The organism is Lysinibacillus sp. NPDC096382 (genome assembly GCF_044762845.1).
Lineage (GTDB): Bacteria > Bacillota > Bacilli > Bacillales_A > Planococcaceae > Lysinibacillus.
The window spans coordinates 655941-671610 of record NZ_JBIWFC010000001.1; the positions used below are offsets into that span (position 1 = coordinate 655941).

16 protein-coding genes and 2 pseudogenes are annotated in these 15670 nt (G+C 36.5%); 12 read left to right on the top strand and 6 right to left on the bottom strand.

Going from position 1 to position 15670, the window contains the following annotated elements:
• Positions 1-45: 45 nt before the first annotated feature.
• The 3 genes from ACIQZA_RS03145 to ACIQZA_RS03155 form a co-directional block, all read right to left on the bottom strand.
• Entirely contained in the window at positions 46-309 is a 264-nt protein-coding gene (locus ACIQZA_RS03145) for a PTS sugar transporter subunit IIB (RefSeq protein WP_402879779.1), read from the bottom strand.
• A 5-nt stretch (positions 310-314) separates the two neighbouring features.
• Complete coding sequence (locus tag ACIQZA_RS03150; RefSeq protein ID WP_400935200.1) at positions 315-764, bottom strand: PTS sugar transporter subunit IIA; 450 nt, start codon at positions 762-764, stop codon at positions 315-317.
• Positions 765-828: 64 nt separating this feature from the next.
• Positions 829-1740: a LysR family transcriptional regulator gene (locus ACIQZA_RS03155; RefSeq protein ID WP_402879777.1), complete on the bottom strand. Its 912-nt coding sequence runs from the start codon at positions 1738-1740 to the stop codon at positions 829-831.
• A gap of 134 nt (positions 1741-1874) precedes the next feature.
• On the opposite strand from ACIQZA_RS03155, the gene ACIQZA_RS03160 reads away from it, so the two are divergent.
• The 8 genes from ACIQZA_RS03160 to ACIQZA_RS03195 all read left to right on the top strand — a co-directional run bounded on the left by ACIQZA_RS03160 (position 1875) and on the right by ACIQZA_RS03195 (position 10628).
• Complete coding sequence (locus ACIQZA_RS03160; protein WP_402879775.1) at positions 1875-2843, top strand: ABC transporter ATP-binding protein; 969 nt, start codon at positions 1875-1877, stop codon at positions 2841-2843.
• On the top strand, positions 2840-3865 hold the full coding sequence (locus ACIQZA_RS03165; RefSeq protein WP_402879773.1) for an ABC transporter substrate-binding protein: 1026 nt from the start codon (positions 2840-2842) through the stop codon (positions 3863-3865). The genes ACIQZA_RS03160 and ACIQZA_RS03165 overlap by 4 nt, the downstream gene beginning before the upstream one ends.
• Positions 3866-3923: 58 nt before the next feature.
• A complete protein-coding gene (locus ACIQZA_RS03170; RefSeq protein ID WP_402879772.1) occupies positions 3924-5585 on the top strand; it encodes an ABC transporter permease in 1662 nt (553 codons plus the stop codon).
• Positions 5578-6672: an MBL fold metallo-hydrolase gene (locus tag ACIQZA_RS03175; protein WP_402879770.1), complete on the top strand. Its 1095-nt coding sequence runs from the start codon at positions 5578-5580 to the stop codon at positions 6670-6672. Before ACIQZA_RS03170 ends, ACIQZA_RS03175 begins: the two co-directional genes overlap by 8 nt.
• A complete protein-coding gene (locus ACIQZA_RS03180; protein ID WP_402879768.1) occupies positions 6669-7466 on the top strand; it encodes a hypothetical protein in 798 nt (265 codons plus the stop codon). The genes ACIQZA_RS03175 and ACIQZA_RS03180 overlap by 4 nt, the downstream gene beginning before the upstream one ends.
• Before the next feature lie 355 nt (positions 7467-7821).
• The gene (locus ACIQZA_RS03185; protein WP_402880255.1) at positions 7822-9147 is read left to right on the top strand and encodes a M48 family metallopeptidase; all 1326 of its coding nucleotides are present in this window, start codon (positions 7822-7824) and stop codon (positions 9145-9147) included.
• Between the two features lie 120 nt (positions 9148-9267).
• Positions 9268-10083, top strand: a complete 816-nt coding sequence (locus tag ACIQZA_RS03190; protein ID WP_142508412.1) for a YitT family protein — start codon at positions 9268-9270, stop codon at positions 10081-10083.
• 185 nt (positions 10084-10268) lie between these two features.
• The gene (locus ACIQZA_RS03195; RefSeq protein WP_402879765.1) at positions 10269-10628 is read left to right on the top strand and encodes an MmcQ/YjbR family DNA-binding protein; all 360 of its coding nucleotides are present in this window, start codon (positions 10269-10271) and stop codon (positions 10626-10628) included.
• 263 nt (positions 10629-10891) lie between these two features.
• On the opposite strand, the gene ACIQZA_RS03200 is transcribed toward ACIQZA_RS03195, so the two are convergent.
• The 3 genes from ACIQZA_RS03200 to ACIQZA_RS03210 all read right to left on the bottom strand — a co-directional run bounded on the left by ACIQZA_RS03200 (position 10892) and on the right by ACIQZA_RS03210 (position 12898).
• Positions 10892-11233, bottom strand: a complete 342-nt coding sequence (locus ACIQZA_RS03200; protein WP_402879763.1) for a GIY-YIG nuclease family protein — start codon at positions 11231-11233, stop codon at positions 10892-10894.
• Positions 11234-11249: 16 nt separating this feature from the next.
• Positions 11250-12005: a DUF2087 domain-containing protein gene (locus tag ACIQZA_RS03205; RefSeq protein WP_402879761.1), complete on the bottom strand. Its 756-nt coding sequence runs from the start codon at positions 12003-12005 to the stop codon at positions 11250-11252.
• A 443-nt stretch (positions 12006-12448) separates the two neighbouring features.
• Positions 12449-12898 (bottom strand): LytTR family DNA-binding domain-containing protein, encoded by a 450-nt coding sequence (locus ACIQZA_RS03210; protein ID WP_400935172.1) that lies wholly within the window; start codon positions 12896-12898, stop codon positions 12449-12451.
• A 213-nt stretch (positions 12899-13111) separates the two neighbouring features.
• On the opposite strand from ACIQZA_RS03210, the gene ACIQZA_RS03215 reads away from it, so the two are divergent.
• From ACIQZA_RS03215 to ACIQZA_RS03230, 4 genes and pseudogenes are all read left to right on the top strand, one after another.
• Complete coding sequence (locus tag ACIQZA_RS03215; protein ID WP_402879760.1) at positions 13112-14140, top strand: AbrB family transcriptional regulator; 1029 nt, start codon at positions 13112-13114, stop codon at positions 14138-14140.
• Between the two features lie 72 nt (positions 14141-14212).
• Positions 14213-14587, top strand: a pseudogene (locus tag ACIQZA_RS03220) (RHS repeat-associated core domain-containing protein); the annotation flags it as partial.
• Between the two features lie 164 nt (positions 14588-14751).
• A pseudogene (locus ACIQZA_RS03225) lies at positions 14752-15021 on the top strand (DUF4306 domain-containing protein).
• Between the two features lie 423 nt (positions 15022-15444).
• On the top strand, positions 15445-15585 hold the full coding sequence (locus ACIQZA_RS03230) for an RAxF-45 family protein (RefSeq protein WP_402879758.1): 141 nt from the start codon (positions 15445-15447) through the stop codon (positions 15583-15585).
• The last annotated feature ends 85 nt before the right edge of the window (positions 15586-15670 follow it).

The window sequence follows — 15670 nt, forward strand, 5'->3', positions numbered from 1 at the left end:
ACACCTCATCCTATCCATTTTTTAATTAAGTTCAAATTCGTTCCTTTATAACAGAGATTTAAGCTTTAATTTAATTTCAGAAATACTCATCATATTAACAATACTAACGATGTGACCTCTCTCTTTGCCTAATTGATTAACAATATCTTCTGCGCCAATATAAATATCCGCTTTCTCGGCCTTGGCAGATGCTAAATCTGTATGAGTTACTTCTGCAACTTTTCCAAGTTCAGCTAACGCTTTTTTTACATTCAATTCCATAATAAAGCTACTGCCTAAGCCATTCCCGCATACTACTAATATTTTCATCAAAATTACCCCTTTGCCATAATTTGTTCGATTTCTTTGATAATATCGTCTTTATGCTGGCAGGCAATGATGCTGTCTATTTGATTTGGTTCTTGCAAAATCTTTGTTATGTCAACTAATGCATGCAGATGCGACACATGATCAGTTGCCGCCAAGACAATAATTAAGAAAACAGGCTTTTCTGGTCCAAACAAAACAGGTTTTTGTAAGCTTAATAGGCTCATGGCTAGCTCATTGACGCCTTCTGTGTGCCGTGCATGTGGAATTGCTACCTTTGGTGTAATGACTACATAAGGTCCGTGTTTTTCAATGGAATGAATCATTGACTCAATATAGCGTTCTTCGATTTTATGCTGCTTTAATAGTGGACTTGCCGCTAAATGAATAGCTTCCTGCCAAGTATTTACAAAATTTGCGAGTTGTATAGTATCTTTTGTCAGTAACTCAGTTAGCAAGTACAACCCTCCCTTCATAGGGATAAACAACTCCCATTCCATATTACTATTGCTGACTATGGAATTATGTCATAAGAGGATATATTTTTAACTGTTTGGCTAAATCATAAATTGCAGTTTTTACAAATGCATCCATCTTGCTATCTAGACGAGATTTTGGATAAATAAGTTGAATTTTTCTATTAAGTGTCACATCGTGCAAGTCCTTTTTGATCAAAAGTCCTGATTTTAACTCATCTTCGATTAGGGCAACTGACAAAAATGCAATTGTCTTTCCGAAAGTAAGCATCTTCTTAATAGTGCTGACAGAATCGAGTTCAATCGTATAAATGGATGGATGAAATGGGTCCATCCATTTTTCTATAAAATGATTCGTTGAACTTGAGGATGTATGCAATAATACTTTATTTTTTAGGACATCTGCTTTTGTGATGTCCTTTTTTGATGCGAGCTCATGGCTAGGACTCAATGCTAATACAAGGGAATCTTCGCCGATTGTTTTGTATATAAGAGATGAATTTTCTTGTTTTGTTTCCATAATTAGCCCGAAATCTAATTCTTGAAGAGCTACCTTTTGTTCAATTTCGGGTGCTGTTTTTACTTCTAGCGATATTCGAATGTCTGGGTAAGCTGTTGAAACCAGATGAATAATATCTGGCATAAAAATATGTGCAGGTAGCCCGCTTGCGCCAAGACGAATGTAGCCGATATTACCCGCTAAAAGATTTTCGACAAAGCGATTCATGTCTTTTTGTAACTGTACAATTTGACGAGCATAATGATAGAGCCCTTCTCCCGCTTCTGTTAAACGGTATCCACCTGCATTTGTCCGAAATAAACGGATGCCATATTCCTGTTCAATGGAGCGAATATGAAAGGATACTGTCGGTGCTGTTAGACCAAGCTCTTTGGCAACAGGAGCTAATTTTTTTAATTCTACGAGTAGGCAAAATGCCTGTAATTTCATGTTATTCATTTTATCCTCCTAAAGTAAATTAGAAAAAATCTTAGTTTTGCTTTAGTTTATTAGATTTTTTTTAACGAGTTATTAATAATATATTAATATTTTCTAAATATCTGGAATTTATAGTTGTAATTAACGAGGAGGATATGATGAAAATTTCATTAACGAATATCGAGAAAAAATATGGACAGGCTCAAGTGCTATGGCCCATTAATGTGGAGCTGGATAGCAAGTTTATTACCATTTTAGGGCAATCAGGCTGTGGTAAGACAACGTTATTAAAAATATTGGCAGGTCTTGAACAGCCGACAAATGGAGAAATCTACTTTGATGACAAAATTATTTATTCATCCAAACTCCATAAAAATGTAAAACCAAATAAGCGAAATATAGCAATGGTTTTTCAAGATTTTGCATTATGGCCTCATATGACTATTTTCCAAAACATTGCTTTTGGCCTGAAGGGTATTGTTCCAAAGTCAGACATTCCGGCTCGAGTAGAGCATGTTATGCGATTGGTGAAAATGGAGGGGTTTGAAAAACGAAAACCTGGGGAGTTATCGGGAGGACAGCAGCAACGGGTAGCGCTAGCGAGAGCACTTGCGACAAATCCACAGCTTATTTTGTTTGATGAACCATTATCGGCGCTCGACGCAGTACTAAGAGAAAAAATGCAAGATGAAATCATGCATATTATTCACAAGCTAGATTGTCAGGCTATTTTTGTTACACATGATCAAACAGAGGCAATGGCAATGTCAGATCAAATTATCGTGATGGAGGCAGGAAGAATTGCACAAGTGGGAACACCTGAAGAAATTTATCACGCTCCAGCAACGCCGTATGTGGCAGATTTTGTCGGCAAAGTGAACTGGTTTGATAAAGGTAATTATATTGTGCGACCTGAAGGAGTTTCCAGACTACCAGGCCCAGGTACGATTGCAAAACAAGCGATGATTGTAAAAAGTACCTTTATTGGTGATCGTTATTTAGTGCAGGCACAGGTAGAAGGTAAGCACTGGAGCTTTTACGAAGCAGAACCAATAGAACATGGCAAACAGCTTGAAGTTTTTATTGATGAAAAACAAATATATCAATTGGAGGGTTTACATTGAAAAAACGAGGGTTAAAACTATTTGCTACAGCTGGGGTTCTTTTAACATTAGTATTAGCGGGCTGTGGAAATAAAGAGGTAGATAAGAATGATAAAGCAAGTTCAAACCCAAAAGAAGAACAAACTTTAACGGTATACTCTGCTGGTCCAGATGGTTTAGCTGCGAATATTCAACAAGCATTTGAAGAGAAAACAGGTATAAAAGTAGAGATGTTCCAAGGGACAACAGGCAAAATATTATCGCGTTTAGAAGCGGAAAAAAATAATCCTGTAGCAGACGTTGTTGTACTAGCCTCTGTTGCTTCAATGGATGGCTTAAAGGAAACAGATCAGCTTCAAAGTTATAAAGATGCTGTTAATGCAAAGAAAATCAATAGCGATTGGTCAAATGCAGAAGGGTATTACTATGGTTACAGTGCCTCAGCATTAGGTATTGCTTATAATACTAAAAATACGCAACAGGTTCCGGCAGAATGGACAGATTTAGCAAAAGCTGAATGGCAACATAAAATTAATATACCAGACCCTAGCTTGTCAGGCTCTGCTGTAGACTTCTTATTCGGATATACAGAAGCTGAAACAACAGCTTGGGCTACGATAGAAAGGTGGAAGGAAAATGGTTTACAGGTGAATGGTGCCAATAAGGAAGCGTTAGATGCTGTTATTACTGGTGCCAAAAATGCCACAATTTCAGGGGTAGATTACATGGCCTATAAAGCGAAAGCTGATGGTGAACCAGTAGAAATTATTTATCCAAAAAGCGGGACAGTTGTCAGTCCGCGGGCTGTTGGTATTTTGAAGGATGCAAAAAACGTAGAGAGTGCAAAAGCGTACGTTGATTTTTTACTGTCAGATGAAGGGCAAAAGCTTGTAGCAAATGCTTACTTACTACCAGGCAACAAAGATATACCTGTTAAGGATCGCGCAGCCTTAGATGAAATTCCACAGCTAAACGTGAATTGGAAAGGTGCAGAAGCGAAGCAGCTTGAAATATTAACTAAATTCAATGATATTTTTCGTTAAATAGATAGGAAGTTTTTTAGCCTCCTTTAAGTTTTTTTAGGGAAGGATTGAATTATCAATGATTATGGAAGGCAGACGAACTTTTGGATTTTTACTGACACTTGTCGTCACGTTTGGTATCGCACCGTTAATTGCCATTGCATTTTATACGTTTATGAAAGATGGGCAATTAGATGTTTCGCAGATTAACAGAATGTTTGCCAATGAAAGAATGTGGCAAACGCTTGGAAACTCTGTGTTATTAGGGGTTTTAGTTATTATAGGGACTACAATTGTAGCATTCCCAATGGCGTTAATAAGAACGAAAACAAGCTTATATAAATACGATTGGCTAGATATTATTTTAACGATTCCGTTTATGACACCACCATATATTGGTTCCATGGGATGGATATTGTTCATGCAAAATAATGGCTTTCTCCAACAGCTATTTCCAAGTGCTGCTTGGATGACTGAATCGTTCTTCTCCTTATTTGGAATGGTCATGATTATGAGCCTGCATCTTTTTCCTTTCTTATATTTAATGTTGAAAAATACGCTATTAAGAATCAATGGCTCCTTTCTAGATGCTGCATTAATTTTTGGACGAAGCTCTTGGAGAAATTGGACGAAAATAGTTTTGCCTTTAGTAGTTTCTAGCTATGTTCTAGGGAGCTTGCTAATTTTTATCAAAACACTTGCTGAATTTGGAACACCTGCAACGTTTGGTAGTCGAATTGGCTTTCAAGTATTTACAACGGAGATTCACTCTTACCTTTCAAGATGGCCAGTAGACATTAGTATGGCGACATCGCTGTCATTATTTTTACTATCAGTTTGTCTCGTTATCTGGTATTTTCAAAATCTTATTGGACGAAAATATACATATAGCGTGCTATCTGGAAAAACACCAGCTATTCGCGAGATCAAAGATAAATGGTATGTTAAGTTCGGTTCATGGCTTTTTGTCGGGATCATCATGTTACTATCAATCGGTATTCCTTACTTCTCAATTATTGTGACATCTTTGCAGAAAGTAAGGGGAGATGGTTTGCAGGCAGGGAATTTTTACTTTGCCTCCTACCAGGAAGTGTTTACAAGTGGAAGTGCTGGATTGTCAGCATTTTTAAATAGTGTTGTTTTCTCCGTAATCACAGCTGTCGTTACAGCAATTATTGGTTTGTTCATTGCCTTGTACATTAAAAAAGGAGAAACGAAAAAGCAGCAAGTATTAGATTTCTTTAGTTTAATGTCTAATATTATTCCCGGAATTGTCTTTGTAGTTGGGTTAATCATGTTTTGGAATGCACCGTGGCTACCAGCGACCATCTATAACACAAAGGCAATGGTTGTAGTCACGTATTGTGTACTTTTTTTACCATATTCCGTGCAATATATAAAGTCATCTTTATCACAATTAGATTCTTCGATATTCCAATCAGCCGCTATTTTTGGGCGAAGTAGCTGGGCTGTTTATCGACATATCATCATTCCATTATTAATGCAGGGAATTCTTGCTGGAATGATGATGACATTTATTATCTCAATGCGTGAGCTCGTCGCTGGATTACTCATTTTGCCTCCTTCAGTAGAGACTGGCGCAACATTTATTTACAGTCAATTTGAACAAGGCAATGTTGGTGTAGGAATGGCTGTAGCGGTGATTACAGTCGTCATGACCGTTATTTTCATGTTTCTATTAGATTGGCTGCAAAAACGGGGAGGACATGTAGATGCTTAATGTAGAGATTTTAGGTGGGGTCGGTGAGTATGGGCGTAACTGTTTTTTCATTGAAAATAATGGACATGCTATTTTACTCGATTGCGGAGTGATGAACAATCGACAAAAGACACCTCCAAAATTAACACAAGCTCATGTGGCAAAGCTTGATGCAGTGTTTATTTCCCATTCACATATAGATCATGTAGGTGCTATTCCTTTACTTGAGCGTTGGGGATATAGCGGGCCGATAATTATGAGTAAAATGACTGCGCAGCAATTAAAACAGTCTTGTCAACATACAAGAACCTTTCAACCAGAATCAATCGGAAAGTGGATAGTTGTTAGTAAATGTCTTGCCTTTCAATGGGGCTACAGTGGGCATTTAATAGGAAGCGTTTGGTACAAGATTCGTTTTTTTGAGGAGGTGATATTTTACTCTGGCGATTATGTTGTGGATTCCTATTTGTTAAAAGCAGCACTGCCGATAGAGGACGGGACTGTTTATGATCTAGCCATTATAGATAGCGGTCATGTTGAGAAGCGCATCAATAATTTAGAAGTATTGCAGCAAATGGCGGAATATATCAATGCAAATCCAGGCTGCCCGATCATTTTCCCATCTTCTTTCTCAGGAAAAACAGCAGATATTGCTACTTATCTTTTTCAGCATACGACAAGAGCGATACGTGTAGATCATGATTTGTTGTCGTTATTTGAAAATTATTATGAGGCACCTGAAAATTTATTGCCTATCAAAACAATTTTGCAAGAGTTTAAACTAGAATGTTTGACAAAGAAAACAGAATGTGAAAACTTCATTTATTTTGTACCTGAGCGTAATGAAGCGAAATTAGTGGAACTACTTCACAAAAAGCCAACAGCTATGGTTATCTTTACGGGATATTGGAATAAAGGTAAATATAAAATTCAATTTTCCAAAAATCAACATAAGGATTTTTTTTACAAAACGCATCCGGATTATGATGATATCATCGCACTTTTTAAGAAAATACATGCACATAAAACTATCTATTTTCACAGTTCATTAACGAATAGAGAAACGACTACCTTGCAATTACTAAAACATGAGGAGGAATTAACATGAAGAAATGGGCAGTAAATTTTTATTTAGTTGTTATTGTACTTGTTAGCATCATTGGATTGGATTCTACACAAGCTAAAGCAGCAATCGAACCAGGGAATGAAATTAAATTCAATCTTAAATCTAAGCTTTTCACTGAACCGGATATTTTTACTATTTTCCAAGCTACAAAAAAAGATGAAGTAAAGATTTATTTCTTTGATACGCCGAATAGAGCTTTTCTAAATGAGGATTATATCCACCGTTTACGTGTTTATAAAGGAAGCAATAACATGGATATCACGTATAAAAAGAGATTTTTAAATACACCTTTGGATGAAGCAATTGCTATTACAGAGAGTCATGGCTTCACTGGAACAGAGTCTAACTATAAATTCGAAACGGATATTAAGGGTAGCAATCGTTCGTTCGCAATAAGTCGTAAGGAATCATTAAAGACTACAGCTAAAATTTCCTATGATGCAGTGGATACAAATGCGGCAAAAAAATTAATTTTAGAAAATGTTCCGAAGAAAATTTTAAATTGGGATTCTGAAGCATGGTATCAAAACACATTATCCCAAGCGGTTGTATATGGTCCTGCAAAGGCAACAACATATAAAGGAAGCTTTGCGGGCTATGCGGCGGATATTGAGGTTTGGCAATATCAAGGGGAGATTATGGTAGAGCTATCAACGAAAGAGGATGAAGCATTAAAGGCCGCTATTATAGAAAAAGAATGGCATGATCGACTAGAATTAGCTGGTTATTTAAGTGAAGATCAACGTGGCAAAACGGCATTTGTAATGGATAAGTAATAAAAAATATTCTTTAAAATTCGCGACACTTTTAGGAATAGCGAACGAGCCGCGGTGCTTCAGCATCTACATGGCTTGTTACGCGTTTGGAGAAGTAGAACGAATTTTTTTGTTAAAGAAACTATAGATTTTTAATTGTGGAAAAACAAGGGTATAGTTTTCGTCTAAGCTAAAGCGCTACATCCTCGAGGTCGCTTCGATCCCTCGGGCTCTCCAGCGCTTTAGTGCATTTGTTCTTTTGGTGTAAAGAAGGACAGAAGGTAAATAAAAACAAAGAAAAAATTGTTCTAACTTTTTCATTTTAGCTTACACTTACTATAGGACGAACTTAGTGTTGAGCAAGGGAGGAAATGACATAGCGAAAAAAATGGGAATTGTCGCGCTACTTTTATTCGGTGTTTATGTGCTGTGTATGTATTGGTATATATTCCACAGCGGTGGTGGTACAATACCCCGTGCGATGCAAGGGACAGCTGCAGATCCAGTGATGTTTATGTCCGAAAAAGAACTATACTTAAGCGGTGAATATTCTAAAATACGGAACTTCCTATTCTTTGTTGCTACACCTTTGGAATGGTTAATTTATTTCATGATTTTAACTATGGGCGTATCACGTTACTTTGAAAAGGTGGCGACGTCACAAACAAAATGGAAGCTGTTACAAAATGCAAGCTACTTATTCTTATTATCATTTTTACTATACGTTGTACTATTCCCACTCGATTATTATCGTTACAATTTAAGCAAAACTTACGGAATTAGTACACAAGGTTTTTCTTCATGGATGCGAGACGGCATTATTGATTTTTGGGTTAACTTTGGCATGAGTCTAATTATCGTATCTGTCCTTTACTGGCTCATCAAAAAAAGTGCCAAAAGATGGTGGCTATATGCATGGTTTCTAACGATTCCATTTACAATATTTGTGATGTTCATTCAACCTGTAGTCATCGATCCTTTATATAATGATTTTTATCCGTTAAAAAATAAGGAGCTAGAAGAGAAAATTTTATCTATAGCTGAACAGGCAAATATACCAGCAGAGCACGTATATGAAGTCAATATGGCAGAAAAAACAAATGCTTTAAATGCCTATGTAACGGGTATTGGCAGTAATTCAAGAATTGTGCTATGGGATACAACCTTAAATCGTTTAACAGATAATGAAATATTATTTATCATGGCACATGAAATGGGACACTATGTTGAGAAGCATATTTATTTTGGGATTGCTGGGTATCTTCTGTTGTCATTGCTAGGCTTATGGCTAACAGCAAAATGTTTGAGATGGTTCATTGGACGTTACGGACAGGTATTAAAAATTAAAAAAGTCGGTGATATAAGCTCTTATCCATTGTTCTTACTCCTAACATCTGTTTTATTATTTGCTTCGAGCCCTCTGTCGAATTATATTTCGCGGTATCAGGAAAATAGAGCTGATCAATATGCGATTTCACTAACGGGCGATCGAGAGTCCGCAATTACTGCATTCCAGAAGCTAACGATATCTGGTTTGAGTGAGGTAAATCCACAGTTGCTCGTAAAGTGGTTCCGTTATACACATCCGCCTATGCTTGAACGTATTTATAAGGTAGCGGAGAAGGCTGAAGAGAATAAAGAAGAGCCGTTAAAAGAAGAGCCGTTAAAAGAGGAGCAGAAAAAAGAACATCAGAAGAAATAAAGAAATAAATGTCGTTGTTTTTACTGCAATAGTGCCCTACTCAAGGTTTTTTGAACGAATAAATTGGGTATTCTAAGGGAAAGAAGTACAAAACTCGTTCGTTATGATAGGGGATTTATTATGCGGAATATTGTCATTATTACACTTTCATCGATATTAGTCGCCCTTGCCTACAATCTTCTGTTAATCCCACATGAGATTTTAAGTGGGGGATTAAGTGGGATTGCTATCATGCTTGGTATTATTACACCCTTGAATACAGGGGTTTTAAATTTACTATTGAATTTACCTTTGCTAATTATAGGTGTCTTGAAGCTAGGGAAACGGTTTATTGGCTATACCATTCTTTCTGTAGTTGTCTTGTCGGTAAGCTTGTATATTATTCCGGTTTATAAAGCTACACAAGATCCAATTCTTGCGTCATTATTTGGTGGTGTTATTGTGGGCATAGGGTTGGGCTTGATTTTTCGTGCGGCAGGTTCTTCTGGTGGTTTTGATATTATAGCGATGCTACTAAGTCGTAAACGAGATTTTCCACTTGGTACATTAATCTCTGCGATGAATGGTATCGTTGTAGCTATCTCCGGGTTCGTCTTTAGCTGGGATGCGGCATTACTGACACTCGTATCAATTTATGCTACAGGGAAGGTTGTCGACACCATTCATACGAGCCATATTAAATTGACACTGATGATTATTACGAGTAAGGGCGAGGAAGTAAAACAGCAGCTACTGGAAAAGCTTCATAGAGGTGTAACGATTATGGATGCGAAAGGTGCTTATTCAGGCGAAGGGCGCAAAGTTTTAATTACCGTCATTACACGCTATCAGCTTGCTGATGTTAAAAGTATGATCAAGAATGCAGATGCTAAAGCTTTTGTCAATATATTACAAACTACTGAGGTCATCGGTGTGTTTGATAGAGGCATAAAGTAAAAAGTGTCCTGTAATAACACTTTAAAAATTAAATCGTGTGACCGAAGATCTGCTCGAACAAAAATTATTAGGAACTGAAATTAATTTAAAAAATAAAATAATTATTTCCTCTACACACGTTATTGATTATAATGAAAATAATCGAACGTGTGTTTCTTTATTTTAAAACGAAATGGGGTTAAATAATGAACAAAGAAACAATTCATAAATATTGCCTAAAACTTCGTGGAACAACGCATGATTACAAAGAAGAATGGCAGGCGGATCGTTATCATATTGGGGATAAAATGTATAGCATGATGGGTGGAGATAGTACCGGAAGACCTGTACTTACTTTAAAATGTGAACCTAATCGAGCTGAAGAGTTAAGAGAAGCCTATGAAGGTATTATACCAGGTTATTATATGAATAAAACACATTGGAATTCAATCTATATGGATGTAGATGACGTACCTATTGATTTAGTTGAAAATTTAATCAAACATTCGTATGAGCTAGTTTTCGGAAAGCTAACAAAAAAAGCTCAGCAGGAAATTCAGAAATGAAGTGAGAGAGCAAGGGGGCAGGCCGACGAAGAAATACTCAGATGCCAAGAAAACCACTCCGGTTAAACTGATCGGGTGCAAGAGAAAAGTGCTCGGGTCGGCCGAAGAACTGATCAGATCCAACTGATATTTACTCTACCAGTGAAAAGGAATTCCCCGGAAGGAGTGAATCCCCGTGCGATACAACACAATATATGAAACAAAAAAAGAATCTGCAAGTTTCTCAAGCTTAGTCTCGTAGAAAACAGATTCTTTTTTGTTATTTAATTATATCCACGTTCACCAAATGGCTGAAGTTTGTCGAGCCATTTTTGTTCCAGTTTTTCTAGCTCTTTTTTTGGATCGAAATAGCCTTCTTCTTTTTTCTTCAAATATTCCACAACTTCAATATCAAAAGCATCATGGCCGAATGTGTTGAAATCCGCTTGTAGTGCTTTATTAGTATGTGTCTTCGTTTTTAACATAAATTGAAAGCCGTTTAAGCGTTTTAAATTATTGAAGCTGCCAACAAACACTTTACCATTTTGTTGATTGGTCATTGTGAAAACACCAGCTTCGATTTTTATTTCTTTATACATTTCCTTTAATTCTTTTTTATGGTCCATTGGAAACCCTGCCTTCTTATTTTTTTATCCAGTAAGCACTGCCATCCTCATGTCGATCCATGAAGCCGTATTCGATTAAATAGCGACGTATTTGTACATAGTCCTCATATAATGGTTGAATTATTTCGTTTAATTCTTTTTCTGAATACTGTTTTGTTGCATCGAAAAGCTTTGTGATTGCACGGAGTATGACAATTTTATGTTTTTCACGTTTTGGGAAGCGGACAAGCTCTTTACCAATACCGTTTGGAAAGTACTTTTCAAGTAATTGTTGTTCTTCAGAAATCGTAATATTATAGCGATCGTCGACCATCGTAGCCGTTTTGTGAATAGGTACAAAGCTGTCTTCCTTTTCATTCTGTTCTTTTAATAGTTCCATCATTGCAAGAAAGGTTTTCGCTTGACGTTCCTTTTCTTTAAGGGTAAAGCGATGATGACGTATTGTGGTTGCACTACCAATCTCCAATTCTTCTTTAATGTCTTGATCGGTTTTTCCTTCATAAAATAAGCGTAAAATATGACTTTGATGATCAGTTAGTCCTGTCATTTTTTTATTAAGGCCATTTAAATAATGAAATACGGATTGATGTGCAGCAGTAATATGATGTTGCATAAATTTTTCTGCCTCGTAGAGAACGCCTTCATGTGGATAAATAATACCCTTTTCAATCTTTTCCCCGCAAAGTAAACAAGTGAAGTGTGTTACTTCATCGTTGTAGCCTTTTTTTATGTCATGAATCGAAGCTTGCCAAAATAATTCATTTACATCCATTGGAAATCCTCCTGTAAAACAAACGATTGTTAAATTTGTTTGCTTATATATTATTAAAATAACAAAATGTTTAAATAAAATCAATGGAAAACACATCGTTTTATAAACGATGTGCGAAAGTGTTTATTTATTCTTCTTTTTAAAAATAATGATAGATAAGATAGCTAGCACAATAATTGTGACGATAATAATGATCATGCTTGTTGAGGTACTTAGTATATTTCCGTGAAGGTCATAGACAATACCATATACTTTTTTGTATTCTTCTAGCTGTGAAGCGGGCGCACCTTCGAAAACCTTGGAGATTGAGCTCTCCATAAAGGCATTGCGTAATAGTAAAGTTGTATAGCTGATTGGGAAATATTAGATAGGAAACTGAATGTACTAAGGCGTAGGAAGAGCTGAGTAGACCGCTTGTCATCATACGTATAAATTTTTTCATATTATGAGTCCCTTCCAATACCTAAGTGTTGTTTTAGTTCTTTTAAATATTTGCGGCTAACATGGACGGACACATCATTTTCTAAAATTAGTTCTGTTGTACCGATTGTACCCATTTGAATAGAGGTAATTTTGTTAATGTTGACGAGTGTCGATTTACTGACTCGGACAAAGTCTTTCGCAAATTGTGCTTCCAGCTCATATAATTTACGCTTCGTTTCGAATTCCTGTTCCTCCGTCTGCAAAAATACTTTTGCACCCTCTGCATAAATGGAGTAAATATCTGAAATTTTTAACATATGAATTTCTTGTTGAAAATAGCCATCTAGCATTGTCGTTTGTGAAGTTTGTAGTTGCTTCATCAGACGTTCAATTTGCTTGTTGTATTCCTTTGCATGAATATGAACCTCAGTTTCTTCTAAATCACTGTTAATCGTTAAGTAAATTTTCATTGAAGGCCTCCTTTACATATCTCCACAACGGAGAATCACTGAATCAGGGAATAAATATGTAGCATAGAAAATTTGGGCTTAGTCTTGGATAAGAGGTTTTATAAATAACAGGTTCAATTTTAACGATATAAAACATTGTAAAAAAGTGATGAAGTAGAAAAATAGGCAGGTTCACGGCATAATAGAATGATACAGTCATGAGGGGTTGCTTCTATGTTTATTTTTGACAAGCACATGTTTATTACATTATGTATTGGTTTAACAGGTGCGTTTTTATTTAATGTATTACATATTCCAATGCCATGGTTACTTGGAGCTATTGCGGCGGTGCTAATTGTTCAGTTATCGACGAAAGTACAATTGAAATGGCATAAATATTTTCGGAATTTTGGTTTAATCGTTGCGGGATATTCCATAGGTTTTGCGTTTACACCAGAAGCGGTGCAGGATATTAAACAATTTTTAGGAAGCATGATTGTTTTAAATGTATTATTTATTGTATTGTTTTTTGGTGTTAGTTATTTAGTTGCAAAACGTGCGGATTTAGATTTTGCGACCGCGTTAACATGCTGTGTACCTGGTGGCATGTCACAAGTTGTTGCCTTTGCCGAGGAGCAAGGGGATATGGATATGGTCGTCATTACGTTCTTCCAAATATTACGGGTTCTTTTAATTGTCGGCTTTGTGCCATTAATGGTGTCAGACTCTGGGGGAACTAGCATAGTTGTCAACGGATCATATACATGGAGCCTAATAGCTTTACTTGGTGTGTGTGGCGTAGCGGGCTGGCTAGCACAAAAGGCAAAAATTCCGACAGGCTATATGCTTGGTCCCGTGTTTCTATTGATGGGCATCAATATAGCAGGGATTGATGTACCGAAATTGCCGTTGTCACTACTTCATATCGCGCAGCTGATGCTTGGCATTTACATTGGACTTTTAATGAAAAAAGACGATCTACATTTATCGAGGAAGCATGTATTTTACGCTTTTATATCGGCATGTATCTTTGTTGGCGCAGCTTATGGCTTAACATTTGTCATGCAGAGTTTATACAGCCTTGATTTTCGTACAGGCTTTTTAAGCATCGTACCAGGCGGGCTTGATCAAATGGGGATAATCGCAGCTTCCGTACATGCAAAGGTCACAATCGTCACCGCTTTTCAGCTATTTCGCGTACTGGTCGTGTCCGTTTTCCTCGTACCGTTTGTTAAAATGTTTGTGAAAAAAGTAAAGACATAGAAGCTTGTTGTGATTGGTTTCTAAGTTGACCAAAATGATGCAAGCGTTGCGACATACGATTATGACCCAGCGGGGAACTTACTATCAGCTGAACCAGTCGACAGTCGTATAAAAGAGCAACCTATTCGCTACGCAGGCTATGTCTACGATGCCGAAACAAAGCAATACTATTTACAAGCCCGTTACTACGATCCAGCAACAGCCCGTTTCATCTCTCGTGACCCCGATCTAGGACCTAGTTACAACACATATGGGGATGATAATCCAATAACGAAAACAGACCCAGATGGAAAAAGGGTATGGCTCGTTATCAACGCAGGTTTTGCGGCCTATGATGGATATAAAGTAAGTAGGGAAAAACAAAAAACAAATAGCCTGGGCAGTGGCATTGAATTTTATTCCCATCGGAAAAGTGAAGCGCGTTTATCGTGCAGTAAAGATTGCTAAGGGTTTAGGAAAATCTAATTGGGAAAATCCAAAAGCACTTATTTCATCCATATAATCCAGTATTTATGAAACTAAGAACTTATTTTAACGTCTTTAACTTCAAAGGGTGAAGTACATTGTTTAAATATGTGATGCAACTAATTCTTGGTTTCTTGACTTTATTGATGTCAACAGCTATTTCTTGGTATGAGGGAAGTGGTATTATAGATAATCCGCTGGAATGGAAGTATTCAACCCCAGTTTCTTAGATATTTAATATTGAGATAAACAATGGCCAGGATATTAGCCAGCTTGATTACTTTGTCTATGCGGCTAAATTTCAACCATTTTTCCCGACTATTATGACAGTAAGTGTTCTTTATATTTGTACTGTACTTATATTTTTCATTTTTCAACTAAATCGTCAGTTAGCCATTATTTATCAGGGATTATAAGTTGTGTATTTATTATTATTAGCGGTATATTTTTTAATTCATCAACTGTTGGAGGAAACGTATTCTTTTGGATTACAGCTGTCAGTGCATTAATTTTTATAAGCATGGCGATAAGTTTATGGTTGAGAAAAAAATACATGTTTAAATTACAAGCATAATAGTTGGTAACATAAAAGTGCGAGCGCTAGTACATAAGTATTTGTACAGGAGTTCGCACTTTTTTAATTAACATCTTGGATTGGGGGATGGGTAATGAGTTTTGGAAAATGTTGGCGCCTCAAGGAAGGCACCAGTCGGAACGGAAATCAACCCTATGGTAAGGTGACTTGTAGAAAAAATGTGAAAGAATGTAATTTAGTCTTTTCAAAATTACCTGAATTATGATAATATAAATTTAATTATATTGAACGGAGGTGAAAAGGAATGAATAGAAACGCTACGAAAACATGTGTAAAAGTGGATACAGCTATGTATTTTGCACGTGTTATTACTTTCGATTTTGCGAACAACGGGATAGGTCTGTCCATTTTTAAGCAAAATCAAATATCAAACGTAGCGAATTAACCATTCTTTTTCACAAACTTATGAGGAAAAGACTGCTTGTTAATCGAGCAGTCTTTTTTGTGTATTTAGATGTTTTTCGCACGTT